This window comes from Pseudomonas sp. ICMP 3272, assembly GCF_001466905.1.
GTDB classification, from domain to species: domain Bacteria; phylum Pseudomonadota; class Gammaproteobacteria; order Pseudomonadales; family Pseudomonadaceae; genus Aquipseudomonas; species Aquipseudomonas amygdali.
The window spans coordinates 30,460-43,996 of sequence record NZ_LKEK01000045.1 but is presented as its reverse complement, the minus strand read 5'-3'; the positions used below and the strand labels follow the sequence as shown (position 1 = coordinate 43,996).

The window sequence follows — 13,537 nt, the reverse complement described above, 5'->3', positions numbered from 1 at the left end:
GACCTCCGCTCAGTGGTAATCCAGATAATCGACCAGCTCGACATCTGTCTCTAGGAAACGAAAAATAATACGCCAGTTGGCGTTTACAGTTATTGACCAGAACCCTTCCAGTTCTCCCCTGAGGGGGTGAAGCCGCCAGCCGGGTATATTGATGTTAGCTGGCACTTTCGCTCGATTCAGAACCATCAGGACATGTGCGATACGTCTTGAATGATCTGCCCTGATTCCGCTTGTAGAGCCGGTTTCAAAAAAAATCCTGAGACCCTTGTGTCTCCAGCTGACAATCAAGCTGTGATTGTGATGCGGCACATCACACTCCGCAATCGCCATTTTGCTGTCCTGTTTTCTTTGTTCATAACTTTCCTTCATGCACGCAGAGGCCATGCAGAACGTGTAAATGTCGTGAGCAAATGGGACTATTTTTGCGATTACGGGTCAACGAGTGCGACGTAGGATGGGTCTTTAATTCAAGTAGGTCGCATGATCTGAGAGGGATATTGAGGCAAGAATGGAGCGCGCCATGCGCTCCACCCAGTAGCGTATGAAAGCGGCCTAGCCCCGCTGCCACAACGCGTAATACACCTGACCAGCCTTTTTCTCGCGGTGCAATCGCCAGCTTCCCGGCAAGCCGGTGGTCGATGGCGGGGTTTCGCTTTCGGTGTAGATCCAGGCGGTGTCGGCCAGCCAGCCGTGGCTTTCCAGCAGGTTGCAGGCTGAAGCCAGCAGGCCTTGATGGAAGGGCGGGTCGAGGAACACCACGTCAAAGGGCGATGCCGTGGCGGTTTCCAGATGGCGCAGGGCGTCGGTCTGGGAGACCTGGCCGCTGGTGCAGTTCAGTGCGTTGAGGTTCTGGCGCAGGCTGGCGATGGCCGCCGCGTTGCTGTCCAGCGCCAGGCCCATGCTGGCGCCACGGGACAGGGCTTCGAAATACAGTGCGCCGCTGCCAGTGAAAACGTCCAGCACCCTGGCACCAGCGATGTAGGGTGCCAGCCAATTGAACAGGGTTTCGCGCACCCGGTCAGGCGTCGGGCGCAGGCCGGGGGCGTCGGGGAAGGTCAGGCGACGGCTGCCCCATTCTCCGCCGATGATACGAAGCTGACCCAGGCCGTTGTGGCCCTTCGGACGTGGATTGGCCATCAGTGTTCCGGGACCCCTACAGGTTGGCGGGTGGGTTTGTCGGTCGGCGCTGGCAATGGCTTTTGCTCCACGGTCGGGCCAACGGTAACAATGACCATCTTGTCGGCGCTCAGGTGCTTGCTCATCGCAGCTTTCACCTGTTCGACGGTCACGCTCTGGGCGGCGGCCATGTAGTCCTCAAGGTAGGTCAGCGGCAGGTTGTAGAAGCCGATTGCACCTAGCTGACCCACGATGGCCGAATTGCTGGCTGCGGTAAGCGGGAAGCTGCCGGTCAGTTCGCGCTTCACATCGTCGACTTCTTTCTGGGTCGGGCCGTTGGCGAGGAAGTCGCGAACGATGTCCTGCACCAGCTTGAGGGTGTTTTCGCTCATTTCCGCACGCGTTTGCAGGCCGATCATGAACGGTCCGGCAACCTGCATGGCGGTGAAGCCAGATGACACGCCGTAGGTCAGGCCGCGTTTTTCCCGCACTTCGGTCATCAGTCGGCTGCCGAAGCCGCCACCACCCAATACCGAGTTACCCACGGTCAGCGCCGCGTAGTCCGGGTCGTTACGGTCGATGCCCAGTTGCGCGAGCATCAGGTGGGTCTGGTTGGACGCGAATTCGATATGCGTGGTGCCTGCCTTCGGCTCAACCGGATCAGCGACCTTCGCCAGTGCCGGGCCTTTGGGCAGCGAGGCGGAAACCTGCGCCGCGACGGCTTGCGCTTCGTCCCGCGACAGATCGCCTACCAGAGCAATCACCGCGTTGCCTGCCGCATAGCCTCTGGCGTGGAAAGCCTTGAGCTGAGCCAGGGTAATGGCATTGATGCTTTTTGCGTCGCCTTCGCTCGGATGAGCGTAGGGATGGTCGCCGTACAGACGGTTGAACAGTTCCTTGCTGGCGATAGCGCCGGGGTTCTGTTTCTGATTCTCGAAACTGGCGATCAACTGGTTTTTGATACGGGCCAGAGAATCGGCAGGGAAGGTAGGCTTGCCCACGACTTCGCTGAACAGCTTCAGGGCCGGGTCGCGTTTGTCGGCAGTACTCAGGCTGCGCAAGGACGTGACCGCCATGTCGCGGTAGGAACCGTTGCTGAAATCCGCTCCCAGGCCTTCGAAGCCCTGAGCGATGGCGTTGACGTCCTTGCCTTTGACGCCCTCATTGAGCATGGCGTTGGTCAACAGGGCAATGCCGGGCGATTTCTGGTCCTGGCTGCTGCCTGCGGCGAATGTCAGGCGCATGTCGAACATCGGCAATTCGCGCGATTCCACGAACAGCACCCTGGCACCCTCGGCGGTATTCCAGGTCTGGATGTTCAGGGCGCGACGGGCCGGTGCCTTGCCGTCCAGCTCCTTGAGGGTTTGCAGGTTACTGCCCAGTGCCGGAGCAGCCTGGCCAGGCTCGGCAGGGGCGGCGTTGTCGGCCACGGCTGGCAGTGCGACAAAGGTGCCGAGCGAACCGGCCAGGATCAGGCCAAGCAGCGCATGACGTGGAGCGTTGCGCGTGATCATTTGGCTTTCTCCTCAGGCAGAACGTGCGCAACGCTGAGGCGCTCACGGGTGAAATAGGTGTTGGCTGCTTTCTGGATGTCCTGCGGGGTTACGCTCTGCAGGGCTTCCAGCTCATTGTCCATCAGCTTCCAGGACAGGCCGACGGTTTCAAGCTCGCCGATCATGGTCGCCTGGCTGGTAATCGAGTCGCGCTCGTAGACCACACCGGCAATGACCTGAGCCCGAACGCGCTCCAGTTCTTCGGCGGACGGTGCCTTGGTTTTCAGCTCGTCGAGCAGACGCCAGATGCCGGCTTCCACATCGGCCAGGGTCTTTTTCTTTTGCAGGTTGGGTGTGGCGCTGATCATGAACAGGCTGTCGCCGCGAGCAAATGCGTCGTAGCGCGACGATGCGCCGGAGACCAGTTCTTCGCCACGTTCCAGGCGTGAGGAAATGCGTGCGCTGTAACCACCGTCGAGCAGTGCCGCAATCAGGCGCAGGGCATTCGCCGAACGTGGGTCTTCAGCGGTCGCAACGCTTGGCACGTTGAAGCCGTAAATCAGGCTCGGCAACTGGGTTTTGACGTGCAGAGTGATCTTGCGCTCGCCCGGCTCGGCCAGTTCCAGCGGTTTTTTCGAGGGCGGCACGTCGCGGCGCGGGATCGGGCCGAAGAAACGCTCTGCCAGGGCTTTGACCTCGTCCGGTTGCACATCGCCAACCACCACCAGCGTGGCGTTGTTCGGTGCGTACCAGGATTCGTACCAGTGGCGCAGCTCTTCAACCTTCATGCGCTCCAGATCCGCCATCCAGCCAATGGTCGGCGTGTGGTAGCCGCTGGCAGGGTAGGCCATCGCCTTGAAACGTTCGAATGCCTTGCCCATCGGCTTGTCATCGGTGCGCAGGCGACGCTCTTCCTTGATGACTTCGATCTCGCGGCTGAACTCATCGGCGGGCAATTTCAGGGTTGCCATGCGATCGGCTTCCAGTTCCAGGGCGACGCTCAGACGATCGCGGGCCAGGACCTGATAGTAGGCGGTATAGTCATCGCTGGTGAACGCATTCTCTTCAGCGCCCAGATCGCGCAGAATCAGTGAAGACTCACCCGGCCCGGTCTTGCTGCTGCCCTTGAACATCATGTGTTCAAGGGCATGGGACAGGCCGGTCTGGCCGGGTGTTTCGTAGCTGGAGCCGACCTTGTACCAGATTTGGGAAACCACCACCGGAGCGCGGTGATCTTCGCGGACGACAACCTTCAGGCCATTGTCCAGGGTAAATTCATGGGTCGGTTGCGAATCAGCAGCCAATGCTGTCAAAGGCAGACAAATAGTGCTGAGCAGCAGGCCTGCGGCGCGGCGGGCTAGAGCATTCATTCGTAGTTTGAACCTGTAGGACGGCCCGCGTGAACTTAGCGTCGGCGGGCGCGGGGGTGTTAGGATACTGATCCGTTTGCTTCAGAGACAGCCTTCACTGGCCGATTGCGAGTGAAACCTGTCTGAAACGCAGGTAAAGGTAGCGCTTCACGCGGCCGTTGAGTGAACAAGAAGTCCTAAACGCAGTCTGTTTTGCATGTCCGAATTTTTCCGGGTCGCCCTCTGGCGCCCCGCAACCTTGAGATAGCCGTCCTCCATGTTTGGTTCCAACGACGACAAGAAGACCCCAGCCGAGGCTGGAGAGAAGAAAGGCCTGTTCGGATGGCTGCGCAAGAAACCGCAGCAAGCCGAGCCAGCGCCACAAGAATCATCCCCGACGCAACCCGATCCGGTCCACGACCCGGTTGTGACCACGCCGCAGGTTGAGCCTCCTGTTGCCTCGCAATCTGTACCCGAGAGCATCGTCGAACCGGTTGCGCATTCGCAGCAAGGCCACGTCGAGCCGGGTGCGCCGTCGCCTCAGCCGTGGCTGACCTTGCCGGTAACCGAAGAGCCAGTGGCACTGAGTGACGAGCGCGAGCCGCACATCACCCCGCCAATCCCGGAGCAAAGTCAGGCTCAGGCCGTGCCCGAGCCGGTCGCGGCGGAACCTGTGGCCGATATCGTGCCGCTGAGTGTTCCCGAGCCGCTGCTGGTTCAGCCTGTTCCAGAACCAGAACCAGAACCAGAACCAGAACCAGAACCAGAACCCGTCGTCGCGCAGGCTGTGCCACAACCGGTAGCGCCTGTTCCGCAAGTGGTTCCTGCTCTGGCCTCTGCTCCGGTACAAGAGCCCGAAACCGGCAAGGTCGGCTTTTTTGCTCGTCTGAAGCAGGGGCTGTCGAAAACCAGCGCCAGCATCGGCGAAGGCATGGCCAGCCTGTTTCTGGGCAAGAAGGCCATCGATGATGATCTGCTGGAAGAAATCGAAACCCGTCTGCTGACCGCCGATGTCGGCGTTGAAGCCACCTCAGTCATCATCAAGAGCCTGACCCAGAAAGTCGCGCGCAAGCAGTTGACCGACGCCCAGGCGTTGTACACCTCGTTGCAGGGTGAACTGGCCGCGATGCTCAAGCCTGTCGAGCAACCGCTGGTGATCAAGGTCGAGCACAAGCCGTTCGTGATTCTGGTGGTCGGCGTCAATGGCGCGGGCAAGACCACGACCATCGGCAAGCTGGCCAAGAAGCTGCAACTGGAAGGCAAGAAAGTCATGCTGGCAGCGGGCGACACCTTCCGCGCTGCGGCCGTCGAGCAGTTGCAGGTCTGGGGTGAGCGCAATCACATTCCGGTGATCGCCCAGCACACCGGTGCCGATTCCGCCTCGGTGATTTTCGATGCCGTGCAGGCCGCCAAGGCCCGTGGCATTGATGTGTTGATCGCCGACACCGCAGGTCGCCTGCACACCAAGGACAACCTGATGGAGGAGTTGAAGAAGGTTCGCCGCGTGATCGGCAAGCTGGACGCAGATGCTCCTCACGAAGTCCTGCTGGTCCTCGATGCAGGCACCGGGCAGAACGCTATCAATCAGGCCAAGCAATTCAACCAGACGGTTACGTTGACCGGGCTGGCGCTGACCAAGCTGGATGGCACAGCCAAAGGCGGCGTGATTTTCGCCCTGGCCAAGCAGTTCGGCTTGCCGATTCGCTATATCGGCGTCGGTGAAGGTATCGATGACTTGCGTACCTTCGAGGCCGAACCCTTTGTTCAGGCACTGTTTGCGGAGCGGGAGCGTCCATGATTCGATTCGAGCAGGTCGGTAAGCGCTACCCGAATGGACATGTCGGGTTGCATGAACTGAGCTTTCGAGTACGTCGCGGCGAGTTTTTGTTTGTCACTGGTCATTCCGGTGCCGGCAAAAGCACGCTGTTACGCCTGTTGCTGGCCATGGAGCGTCCAACTACCGGCAAACTGATGCTTGCCGGCCAGGACCTTGGGCAGATCAGCAACGCACAGATCCCGTTTCTGCGTCGTCAGATCGGCGTGGTGTTCCAGAATCACCAGTTGCTGTTCGATCGCACGGTGTTCAACAACATCGCTTTGCCCTTGCAGATCCTTGGTCTGTCCAAGCCCGAGATTGCCAAACGGGTCGATTCGGCCCTTGAGCGTGTGGCGCTATCCGATAAGGCCGAGCTGTACCCCGGCGACCTGTCCACCGGTCAGCAACAGCGTGTCGGGATTGCCCGCGCCATTGTCCATCGCCCGGCCTTGCTGCTGGCCGATGAACCTACCGGTAACCTCGACCCACGTCTGGCGGCGGAAATCATGGGCGTGTTTGAAGATATCAACCGACTGGGGACCAGCGTGCTGATTGCCAGTCACGACCTGGCATTGATCGCCCGCATGCGTCATCGCATGCTGACCCTGCAGCGCGGTCGTCTGATCGGTGATGGGGAGGCCGGAGTATGAGTGCCACACGCAGCCCCAAGGTTTCAGAGCGCGTCGCGCCAAAAGCGGCCGATCCGCTACCGCCGAAACAGAAAAAACAGCGCCACGACCACGATGACGATGGCCCGGATTTCAGTGCGTTGTTGTCGGCGTGGCTGGAAAGCCATCGTTCCAGTCTGCTGGACAGCCTGCGACGTCTGGGAAAACAACCGATTGGCAGTTTCTTTACCTGTCTGGTGATGGCGATTGCCTTGAGCTTGCCGATGGGCCTGTCATTGCTACTGAGCAATGTCGAGCGTCTGGGTGGTTCGTGGCAGCGCGCTGCACAGATTTCCATCTACCTGAAGCTGGATGCCAATACTGCTGATGGCACTCGCCTGCGTGATGAAATCAAGTCGATGCCCGGCGTCGCAGATGCCGAGTACATCAGCAGCGAGCAGGCATTGGGTGAATTCAAGCAACAGTCCGGTCTTGGCGAGGCGCTCAAGGAATTGCCAGAGAACCCGCTTCCGGGTGTGGTACTGGTAACGCCGGATGAAGTGGACAAACCTGCACTGGAAGCCTTGCGCACGCGCTTGGCAGAACTGCCTAAAGTCGAGCAGGCGCAACTGGATCTGGTCTGGGTCGAAAGACTGGCCGCGATCCTCAAGCTGGGTGACCGATTCGTTTTCGGCTTGACGGTTTTGCTTGTCTCAGCTTTGCTGTTAGTAATTGGTAACACAATTCGTCTACATATTGAAAACCGCCGTATCGAAATCGAAGTCATCAAGCTGGTGGGCGGTACTGACAGCTACGTGCGCAGACCCTTCCTTTATATGGGCGCGCTGTACGGTTTCGGGGCAGGTATCCTGTCCTGGGGCGTTCTGGCTTATGGCCTGAACTGGCTGAACGGTGCGGTCGTCGGGCTGGCAGGTCTCTATGGAAGCGACTTTGCGCTGGCAGGTGTTCCGATGGGTGATGGTCTTTCGCTCTTGCTTGGAGCGGTTCTGTTAGGGTATATCGGTGCCTGGATTGCGGTCGCTCGTCACTTGCGTGAACTGGCGCCCCGTTAGAGGCAAATTTTTCGTTCACCAGACTGGCTTCTGAAAATCAAGGAACTTGGTTAGCGGTTCCGGGTCAATCTGGCTATTGCTGAACTGCACATAACCTGTGCGCTGGAGGTTTTTTCGTATGACCACTTCTTTGCAACCTGCTTATGCTTTAGTCCCGGGTGCGAACCTTGAGGCCTATGTGCACACGGTCAACAGCATTCCCTTGCTGACGCCCGAGCAGGAGCGTGAACTGGCTGAAAGTCTCTACTATGAGCAGGATCTGGACGCGGCCCGACAAATGGTCCTCGCCCACCTGCGCTTTGTCGTGCACATCGCGCGCAGTTATTCGGGTTACGGTCTGGCTCAGGCTGACCTGATTCAGGAAGGTAACGTCGGTCTGATGAAGGCCGTGAAGCGCTTCAACCCCGAAATGGGCGTGCGTCTGGTGTCCTTTGCCGTGCACTGGATCAAGGCCGAGATTCACGAGTTCATCCTGCGTAACTGGCGCATCGTCAAGGTCGCCACCACCAAGGCGCAGCGCAAGCTGTTCTTCAACCTGCGCAGCCAGAAGAAGCGTCTGGCCTGGCTGAACAACGACGAGGTGCATCGCGTCGCTGAAAGCCTGGGCGTCGAGCCGCGTGAAGTGCGTGAGATGGAAAGCCGTCTGACCGGTCATGACATGGCCTTTGACCCGGCAGCCGAAGCAGACGACGACAGTGCGTTCCAGTCTCCAGCCAACTATCTGGAAGACCACCGCTACGACCCGGCGCGTCAGCTGGAAGATTCCGACTGGACCGACAACTCCACCGCCAACCTGCATCAGGCGCTGGACGTGCTGGACGAACGCAGCCGCGACATCCTCTACCAGCGCTGGCTGGCAGAAGAAAAAGCCACGCTGCACGACCTGGCGCAGAAGTACAACGTCTCCGCCGAGCGTATTCGTCAGCTGGAAAAAAGCGCGATGAACAAGCTCAAGACGTCGATAGCTGCGTAAGGCTACCCGGCAACGAAAAACGCCCCGAGATGATCGGGGCGTTTTTGTTTGTGTACCAGCTATCGTGCGTCGCTCCGCGTCGCATGCCGCTTCGGACGCTTCGCGTCCTCTTTTGTGACGCAATCACCTTTTGTGACGCAATCACCACCGACGGCTGCTATTGAGTCCCTGCAAATACTCATCCCCACCCAACTGACGCATTTGCTGACGAATCCAGCCGGCGCGACGCGAGACGTAGCTGCTCGGGTGGCTGGCGCTCCACTCGCGCGGGTTGGGGAGGACGGCGGCGAGGTAGCTGGCCTGTTGTACAGAAAGCGCGCTGGCGCTGGTGCGGAAGTGATGTTGCGCTGCTGCCTGCGCGCCGAATACGCCTTCGTCCCATTCGACGCTGTTCAGGTACACCTCAAGGATGCGCTCCTTGGACCACAGCAGCTCGATGAGCATAGTGAACCACGCCTCCAGCCCCTTGCGCAGGTAGCTGCGGCCGGACCAAAGGAACAGGTTTTTCGATACCTGCTGGCTAAGCGTACTGGCGCCACGGATCGAGCCGCCGCGCTCGTTGTGCAGGATGGCCGCTTGAATGGCGTCGACGTCGAAACCCCAATGCTCGGCGAATTTCTGATCCTCGCCGGCAATGACCGCAATTTTAAGGTTGTCGGAGATCCTGTCCCACGGTTCCCAGTCGCGTTGCAGGTCGATAGGCTCGCCGTCAACCCAGGATTCGACCTTGCGTTCGACCATCAGCGCGGTGCCTGGTGGCGGTACCCAGCGCAGAACCAGAACCACGAGAACACTGCCTGCGGCGAACCACAGCAGGGCTTTGACGATGCGACGAAGGATAAACTGCAGCATAGAGATGGCTTGGCCGAACCCGTTGAGCGGGCCATTATACAGACCGTGCGCCTTTCGACGATTTTTCACTGGAGTTCCTGATGCTTCGTAGCTTTTTGATGCTTGCTGCCTTCTTCGGCTTCACGGGTGTGGCGTTGGGCGCATTTGCCGCTCACGGTCTCAAGGAACGCCTGAGTGCCGAGTACCTGGCGGTGTTCCATACGGGTGTGCTTTATCAACTAATCCACGCGCTGGCCCTGCTCGGTGTGGCGATACTGGCGACGCACATCCCCGGGCGTCTCGTCACTTGGGCCGGATTCTCGTTCGCTATCGGGATACTGTTGTTCTCCGGCAGCCTGTACGCGCTGACCCTGACCGGCATCGGCAAGCTGGGCATCATCACCCCGTTCGGTGGTCTGGCCTTTCTGTTTGGCTGGTCGATGTTGGGTCTGGCTGCCTGGCGGTTGGGCTCTGCTCCTTGAGTGACGGCTTGCACGGCAGATCGCGCTTGAGACGAATGGCGTGGCTTTGCCTTGGTCATACCCGCTGATCGGGCTAGAATGCTGGCCCCCCAAAAATGATGGCTGCTCTCGCATGCACATTCAGTTGAACGGTGAACCCTTTGAATTGCCCGATGGCGAAACCGTCGCGGCATTACTGACCCGCCTGGACCTTGCCGGACGCCGGGTTGCGGTGGAACTGAACCTGGATATCGTGCCGCGCAGTCAGCATGCGGCGACCGTCCTGAGTGAAGGCGATCAGGTCGAAGTGGTTCATGCCATTGGCGGTGGCTAGCTCGCAACCTGCACTCAGCCCAACCCCCATCTGCACGTTATGAGGATTTCCGATGAGCAATGTTCGCAGCGACAAGCCCTTCGTCCTGGCCGGTCGGACTTTCGAGTCGCGTCTGTTGGTAGGCACCGGCAAGTACATCGATATGGAACAGACCCGTCTGGCCATTGAAGCCTCGGGTGCCGAGATCGTGACTGTTGCCGTGCGTCGCACCAACCTCGGCCAGAACCCCGGCGAGCCGAACCTGCTGGATGTGCTGCCACCTGATCGCTACACCATCTTGCCGAACACCGCTGGCTGCTTCGATGCAACCGAGGCCGTGCGCACCTGCCGCCTTTCGCGGGAACTGCTCGACGGTCGCAATCTGGTCAAGCTCGAAGTCCTGGCTGACCAGAAAACCCTGTTTCCGAATGTGATCGAAACCCTCAAGGCCGCCGAGATCCTGGTCAAGGACGGTTTCGACGTGATGGTCTACACCAGCGATGACCCGATCATCGCCCGCCAGCTGGCCGAAATCGGCTGCATCGCGATCATGCCGCTGGCAGGGCTGATCGGCAGTGGTCTGGGGATCTGCAACCCATACAACCTGCAGATCATCCTTGAAGAAACCAAGGTCCCGGTATTGGTCGATGCCGGTGTCGGCACTGCCTCCGACGCCACCATCGCAATGGAGCTGGGCTGTGAAGCCGTATTGATGAACTCGGCCATCGCCCATGCCCAGCAGCCGGTGATGATGGCCGAAGCCATGAAGCACGCTGTAATTGCCGGTCGTCTGGCGTACCTCGCCGGACGCATGCCTCGAAAACTCTATGCCAGCGCATCTTCGCCGCTGGATGGCCTGATCAAGTAAGAGCCCGTTGATGACTGATTCGCACGTTCCGCACCCAGAGTCGCCTGCTGTCGAAGAAGGCGAAGAGCGCCCGCACCGCCGCATCAAGAGTTTCGTGATGCGTGCCGGTCGCATGACCGAAGGTCAGCAGCGCGGCCTTGATCAAGGTCTCCCGCTGTATGGCCTGTCGCTGACCGATGCGCCGGTGGATTTCGATCAGGTGTTCGGTCGCGCTGCGCCGCGCACGCTGGAAATCGGCTTCGGCATGGGCCACTCGTTGCTGGAAATGGCGGCAGCGGCTCCCGAGCACGATTTCATCGGTGTCGAGGTGCATTCCCCAGGCGTAGGCGCGCTGCTCAACGGTGTGCTGACCCAAGGGCTGACCAATGTGCGCGTCTACGATTGCGACGCCATTGAAGTGCTGAACCGCTGCGTCGCCGATAACAGCCTTGATCGCCTGATGCTGTTCTTCCCGGATCCGTGGCACAAGAGCCGTCACCACAAGCGCCGCATCGTGCAGCCTGAATTCGCCGCACTGGTGCGCAGCAAGCTGAAGGCAGGCGGCGTGTTCCACATGGCCACCGATTGGGGGCCTTACGCGGAATACATGCTGGAAGTGATGAGCGTAGCGCCTGGTTATCGCAATCAGGCTGAAGACAACCAGTACGTTCCGCGCCCTGCGGAACGGCCGATCACCAAGTTCGAGCGCCGTGGCGAGAAGCTCGGACACGGCGTATGGGATCTGAAGTTCGAGAAAGTCGACTGAGCGTGCTGATCGTGCCCGGTTGCATGGGCACGATCACGCAGTATGAAGCCCGTTACTGAATCTCGTCCGGCTTGACGATCACCCAGTTCTTGTCCGCCGTGACCGGCAGCTTCTCCTTGGCCTGAGCTTCGGCATTGTCCTTGATCATGCCGTTCAGCTGGGTCATGTACTTGTCCTTGCGGTTGATCCACAAGTGCACGCCGCCCTTGCTCACGTCGACGCTGTGAAACAGCATGTAGCCGTCGCTGGTCGGGGTATCGCCGCCGACCAGGACCGGTTTTTTCCACTGGTCGATGTAGGTCAGAATGGCCGCCTGCTTGCCCGCCATCCAGGTTGCCGGTGTCCACAGGTATGGCGTCAGCTCCAGACCCATGTTGCTTTTCGGATCGTATTTACCCGCCGTGATCTGCTTGCGTGCCGTGGTCAGCTCGCCTGTCTTGCGGTCCTTGAGCAGCGTGCTCACGCCGATCACATTCTGCGGTTTGACGTTGTAGCCGTACTTCGGATCGGCAGCGACCATACGCACCAGCTCTTCGGACGCGGCGGTCATCACATACACCTCGATGCCGTTTTCCATCAGCTTGTTGTACAGCTCGGTCTGCCCGGTGAATACGCGCGGCGGCTCGACATTGAGCTGCTTGACGGTATCGCCGTCGTAATAGGTCGCCGGGATCGGCTTTTTCAGGGCCATCAGCTCATCGACATAGCCTTTGAGCTCCTGCAGCGTAAAGCCGGAAAACACCTGCGCGACCCACGGGTAGCAGACCATGTCGTCTATTTCGCAAAGGCGATAGTAGTAGCTGAACAGGCTTTCCTTGTGCTCGGCGGTGTCTTTGAAGGGGATCAGCTTGAGCGAGGGATCGAGTTTTTCGCGGGTGATCAGGCCTTTGTTTTCCATGTACGGCAGCAGCGACTCTTCGAGGTCGAAGCGGTAGCTGGTGTTGTCCATGTCGAAGACTGCGTAATTGCCCTTGTTGGCATTCGCCGCAATCATCGCGTCGAGCGCCTTGGCGGCAGGCTCGGGCCAATGCTTCAATTCGGTGGCTGCGATAGCCTGGCTGGCAAGCCCGAAGCAGACGGCAGCAGCCAACAGTTTTGGCACGAGTTTCATAGGCGATTTCCCCTTGTCGAAAAAACGAAGGGGCAGACCGTAACAAATTATTGTGAAGGCAAAAGTACGTCAGCGACCCGAAAAAGGCCAAAAGACGCCGTTTGCCCCTTTATTTGCGACAGTTAAACCAAAAGCGACACTTTTATTGCAGTTTTTCGTCAGCGACCTCAAATGCGCCGAAAAACGCTTATCAGACGCGTTCCCAGACTTCAAAGTTGTAAGCAGGCTTGTCATCGACAGCCGCGTTCTCGGTATCGGACACCAGCGCCCATTGCGCCGTATCGATTTCTGGAAACCACGCGTCGCCATCAGGGCTAAGCGCTACGCGAGTCAGGTACAGGCGATCCGCCTGTGCAAGGCCTTGGGCGTACAGCTGCGCGCCGCCGATCAGCATCACTTCATCGACACCCTGTTCTTGCGCCCATTGCTCGGCGCGCACGACTGCGGCGTCCAGCGAAGGGAAGACTTCCGCGCCCTCAAGCTGCAAATCAGTCTGGCGGCTGACCACCAGGTTGAGGCGACCGGGCAGCGGGCGGCCCAGCGAATCCCAGGTCTTGCGACCCATGATGATCGGCTTGCCGAGCGTCGTGGCCTTGAAGTATTTGAAATCCCCCGGCAAATGCCAGGGCATGGAATTGTCGACGCCAATCACTCGGTTTTCACCAAGGGCGGCAATCAGGCTGAGGGGGAGATGAGTTTTCATGCGCCGAGGATATCAGAGGTCGCGGGGCAGGCGAATGAACTGACATGCGCCGTGCTCAGTCCCATGACTGCGGTTAT

Annotated in this window: 15 protein-coding genes; 8 read left to right on the top strand and 7 right to left on the bottom strand. The window is 59.5% G+C overall.

The window, feature by feature from the left end:
- Positions 1 to 9: 9 nt before the first annotated feature.
- From AO068_RS10415 to AO068_RS10400, 4 genes are all read right to left on the bottom strand, one after another.
- A complete protein-coding gene (locus AO068_RS10415; RefSeq protein WP_058401209.1) occupies positions 10 to 288 on the bottom strand; it encodes a type II toxin-antitoxin system RelE/ParE family toxin in 279 nt (92 codons plus the stop codon).
- Positions 289 to 552: 264 nt separating this feature from the next.
- Positions 553 to 1,137: a 16S rRNA (guanine(966)-N(2))-methyltransferase RsmD gene (rsmD, locus tag AO068_RS10410; protein WP_003411937.1), complete on the bottom strand. Its 585-nt coding sequence runs from the start codon at positions 1,135 to 1,137 to the stop codon at positions 553 to 555.
- A complete protein-coding gene (locus AO068_RS10405; protein ID WP_058408316.1) occupies positions 1,137 to 2,630 on the bottom strand; it encodes a M16 family metallopeptidase in 1,494 nt (497 codons plus the stop codon). The genes rsmD and AO068_RS10405 overlap by 1 nt, the downstream gene beginning before the upstream one ends.
- The gene (locus AO068_RS10400) at positions 2,627 to 3,979 is read right to left on the bottom strand and encodes a M16 family metallopeptidase (protein ID WP_002555633.1); all 1,353 of its coding nucleotides are present in this window, start codon (positions 3,977 to 3,979) and stop codon (positions 2,627 to 2,629) included. The genes AO068_RS10405 and AO068_RS10400 overlap by 4 nt, the downstream gene beginning before the upstream one ends.
- Positions 3,980 to 4,235: 256 nt before the next feature.
- Here AO068_RS10400 and ftsY point away from each other — a divergent pair, with 256 nt between their 5' ends.
- The 4 genes from ftsY (at position 4,236) to rpoH (ending at position 8,428) form a co-directional block, all read left to right on the top strand.
- Positions 4,236 to 5,756: a signal recognition particle-docking protein FtsY gene (gene ftsY, locus AO068_RS10395; protein WP_058408315.1), complete on the top strand. Its 1,521-nt coding sequence runs from the start codon at positions 4,236 to 4,238 to the stop codon at positions 5,754 to 5,756.
- On the top strand, positions 5,753 to 6,424 hold the full coding sequence (gene ftsE / locus AO068_RS10390; protein ID WP_002555631.1) for a cell division ATP-binding protein FtsE: 672 nt from the start codon (positions 5,753 to 5,755) through the stop codon (positions 6,422 to 6,424). The genes ftsY and ftsE overlap by 4 nt, the downstream gene beginning before the upstream one ends.
- Positions 6,421 to 7,455 carry a permease-like cell division protein FtsX gene (gene ftsX, locus AO068_RS10385; RefSeq protein WP_058408314.1) on the top strand — a complete coding sequence of 345 codons (1,035 nt, stop codon included), beginning with the start codon at positions 6,421 to 6,423 and terminating at the stop codon, positions 7,453 to 7,455. Before ftsE ends, ftsX begins: the two co-directional genes overlap by 4 nt.
- Positions 7,456 to 7,573: 118 nt before the next feature.
- Positions 7,574 to 8,428 carry an RNA polymerase sigma factor RpoH gene (gene rpoH / locus AO068_RS10380; protein WP_002555629.1) on the top strand — a complete coding sequence of 285 codons (855 nt, stop codon included), beginning with the start codon at positions 7,574 to 7,576 and terminating at the stop codon, positions 8,426 to 8,428.
- 141 nt (positions 8,429 to 8,569) lie between these two features.
- Here rpoH and mtgA read toward each other — a convergent pair whose 3' ends face one another.
- Positions 8,570 to 9,280 (bottom strand): monofunctional biosynthetic peptidoglycan transglycosylase, encoded by a 711-nt coding sequence (gene mtgA, locus AO068_RS10375; protein WP_058408347.1) that lies wholly within the window; start codon positions 9,278 to 9,280, stop codon positions 8,570 to 8,572.
- A gap of 80 nt (positions 9,281 to 9,360) precedes the next feature.
- On the opposite strand from mtgA, the gene AO068_RS10370 reads away from it, so the two are divergent.
- The 4 genes from AO068_RS10370 to trmB all read left to right on the top strand — a co-directional run bounded on the left by AO068_RS10370 (position 9,361) and on the right by trmB (position 11,646).
- Positions 9,361 to 9,741: a DUF423 domain-containing protein gene (locus AO068_RS10370; RefSeq protein ID WP_002555627.1), complete on the top strand. Its 381-nt coding sequence runs from the start codon at positions 9,361 to 9,363 to the stop codon at positions 9,739 to 9,741.
- A gap of 112 nt (positions 9,742 to 9,853) precedes the next feature.
- On the top strand, positions 9,854 to 10,054 hold the full coding sequence (thiS, locus tag AO068_RS10365) for a sulfur carrier protein ThiS (RefSeq protein WP_003372514.1): 201 nt from the start codon (positions 9,854 to 9,856) through the stop codon (positions 10,052 to 10,054).
- Between the two features lie 52 nt (positions 10,055 to 10,106).
- A complete protein-coding gene (locus AO068_RS10360) occupies positions 10,107 to 10,901 on the top strand; it encodes a thiazole synthase (protein WP_003304387.1) in 795 nt (264 codons plus the stop codon).
- Positions 10,902 to 10,998: 97 nt separating this feature from the next.
- On the top strand, positions 10,999 to 11,646 hold the full coding sequence (gene trmB, locus AO068_RS10355; protein ID WP_221034609.1) for a tRNA (guanosine(46)-N7)-methyltransferase TrmB: 648 nt from the start codon (positions 10,999 to 11,001) through the stop codon (positions 11,644 to 11,646).
- Positions 11,647 to 11,698: 52 nt separating this feature from the next.
- On the opposite strand, the gene AO068_RS10350 is transcribed toward trmB, so the two are convergent.
- Positions 11,699 to 12,757: a hypothetical protein gene (locus AO068_RS10350; protein ID WP_058408312.1), complete on the bottom strand. Its 1,059-nt coding sequence runs from the start codon at positions 12,755 to 12,757 to the stop codon at positions 11,699 to 11,701.
- Positions 12,758 to 12,947: 190 nt separating this feature from the next.
- Positions 12,948 to 13,460 carry a dihydrofolate reductase gene (locus tag AO068_RS10345; protein ID WP_054071412.1) on the bottom strand — a complete coding sequence of 171 codons (513 nt, stop codon included), beginning with the start codon at positions 13,458 to 13,460 and terminating at the stop codon, positions 12,948 to 12,950.
- Positions 13,461 to 13,537 lie beyond the last annotated feature (77 nt).

What these genes read in the sequence shown, in the direction of transcription:
- AO068_RS10370 (WP_002555627.1), top strand. Translation starts at nt 9,361, where the DNA reads ATGCTTCGTAGCTTTTTGATGCTTGCTGCCTTCTTCGGCTTCACGGGT.
- ftsE (WP_002555631.1), top strand. Translation starts at nt 5,753, where the DNA reads ATGATTCGATTCGAGCAGGTCGGTAAGCGCTACCCGAATGGACATGTC.
- AO068_RS10400 (WP_002555633.1), bottom strand. Translation starts at nt 3,979, where the DNA reads ATGAATGCTCTAGCCCGCCGCGCCGCAGGCCTGCTGCTCAGCACTATT.
- ftsY (WP_058408315.1), top strand. Translation starts at nt 4,236, where the DNA reads ATGTTTGGTTCCAACGACGACAAGAAGACCCCAGCCGAGGCTGGAGAG.
- AO068_RS10360 (WP_003304387.1), top strand. Translation starts at nt 10,107, where the DNA reads ATGAGCAATGTTCGCAGCGACAAGCCCTTCGTCCTGGCCGGTCGGACT.
- trmB (WP_221034609.1), top strand. Translation starts at nt 10,999, where the DNA reads ATGCGTGCCGGTCGCATGACCGAAGGTCAGCAGCGCGGCCTTGATCAA.
- ftsX (WP_058408314.1), top strand. Translation starts at nt 6,421, where the DNA reads ATGAGTGCCACACGCAGCCCCAAGGTTTCAGAGCGCGTCGCGCCAAAA.
- AO068_RS10405 (WP_058408316.1), bottom strand. Translation starts at nt 2,630, where the DNA reads ATGATCACGCGCAACGCTCCACGTCATGCGCTGCTTGGCCTGATCCTG.
- AO068_RS10350 (WP_058408312.1), bottom strand. Translation starts at nt 12,757, where the DNA reads ATGAAACTCGTGCCAAAACTGTTGGCTGCTGCCGTCTGCTTCGGGCTT.
- AO068_RS10345 (WP_054071412.1), bottom strand. Translation starts at nt 13,460, where the DNA reads ATGAAAACTCATCTCCCCCTCAGCCTGATTGCCGCCCTTGGTGAAAAC.
- mtgA (WP_058408347.1), bottom strand. Translation starts at nt 9,280, where the DNA reads ATGCTGCAGTTTATCCTTCGTCGCATCGTCAAAGCCCTGCTGTGGTTC.
- thiS (WP_003372514.1), top strand. Translation starts at nt 9,854, where the DNA reads ATGCACATTCAGTTGAACGGTGAACCCTTTGAATTGCCCGATGGCGAA.
- rsmD (WP_003411937.1), bottom strand. Translation starts at nt 1,137, where the DNA reads ATGGCCAATCCACGTCCGAAGGGCCACAACGGCCTGGGTCAGCTTCGT.
- rpoH (WP_002555629.1), top strand. Translation starts at nt 7,574, where the DNA reads ATGACCACTTCTTTGCAACCTGCTTATGCTTTAGTCCCGGGTGCGAAC.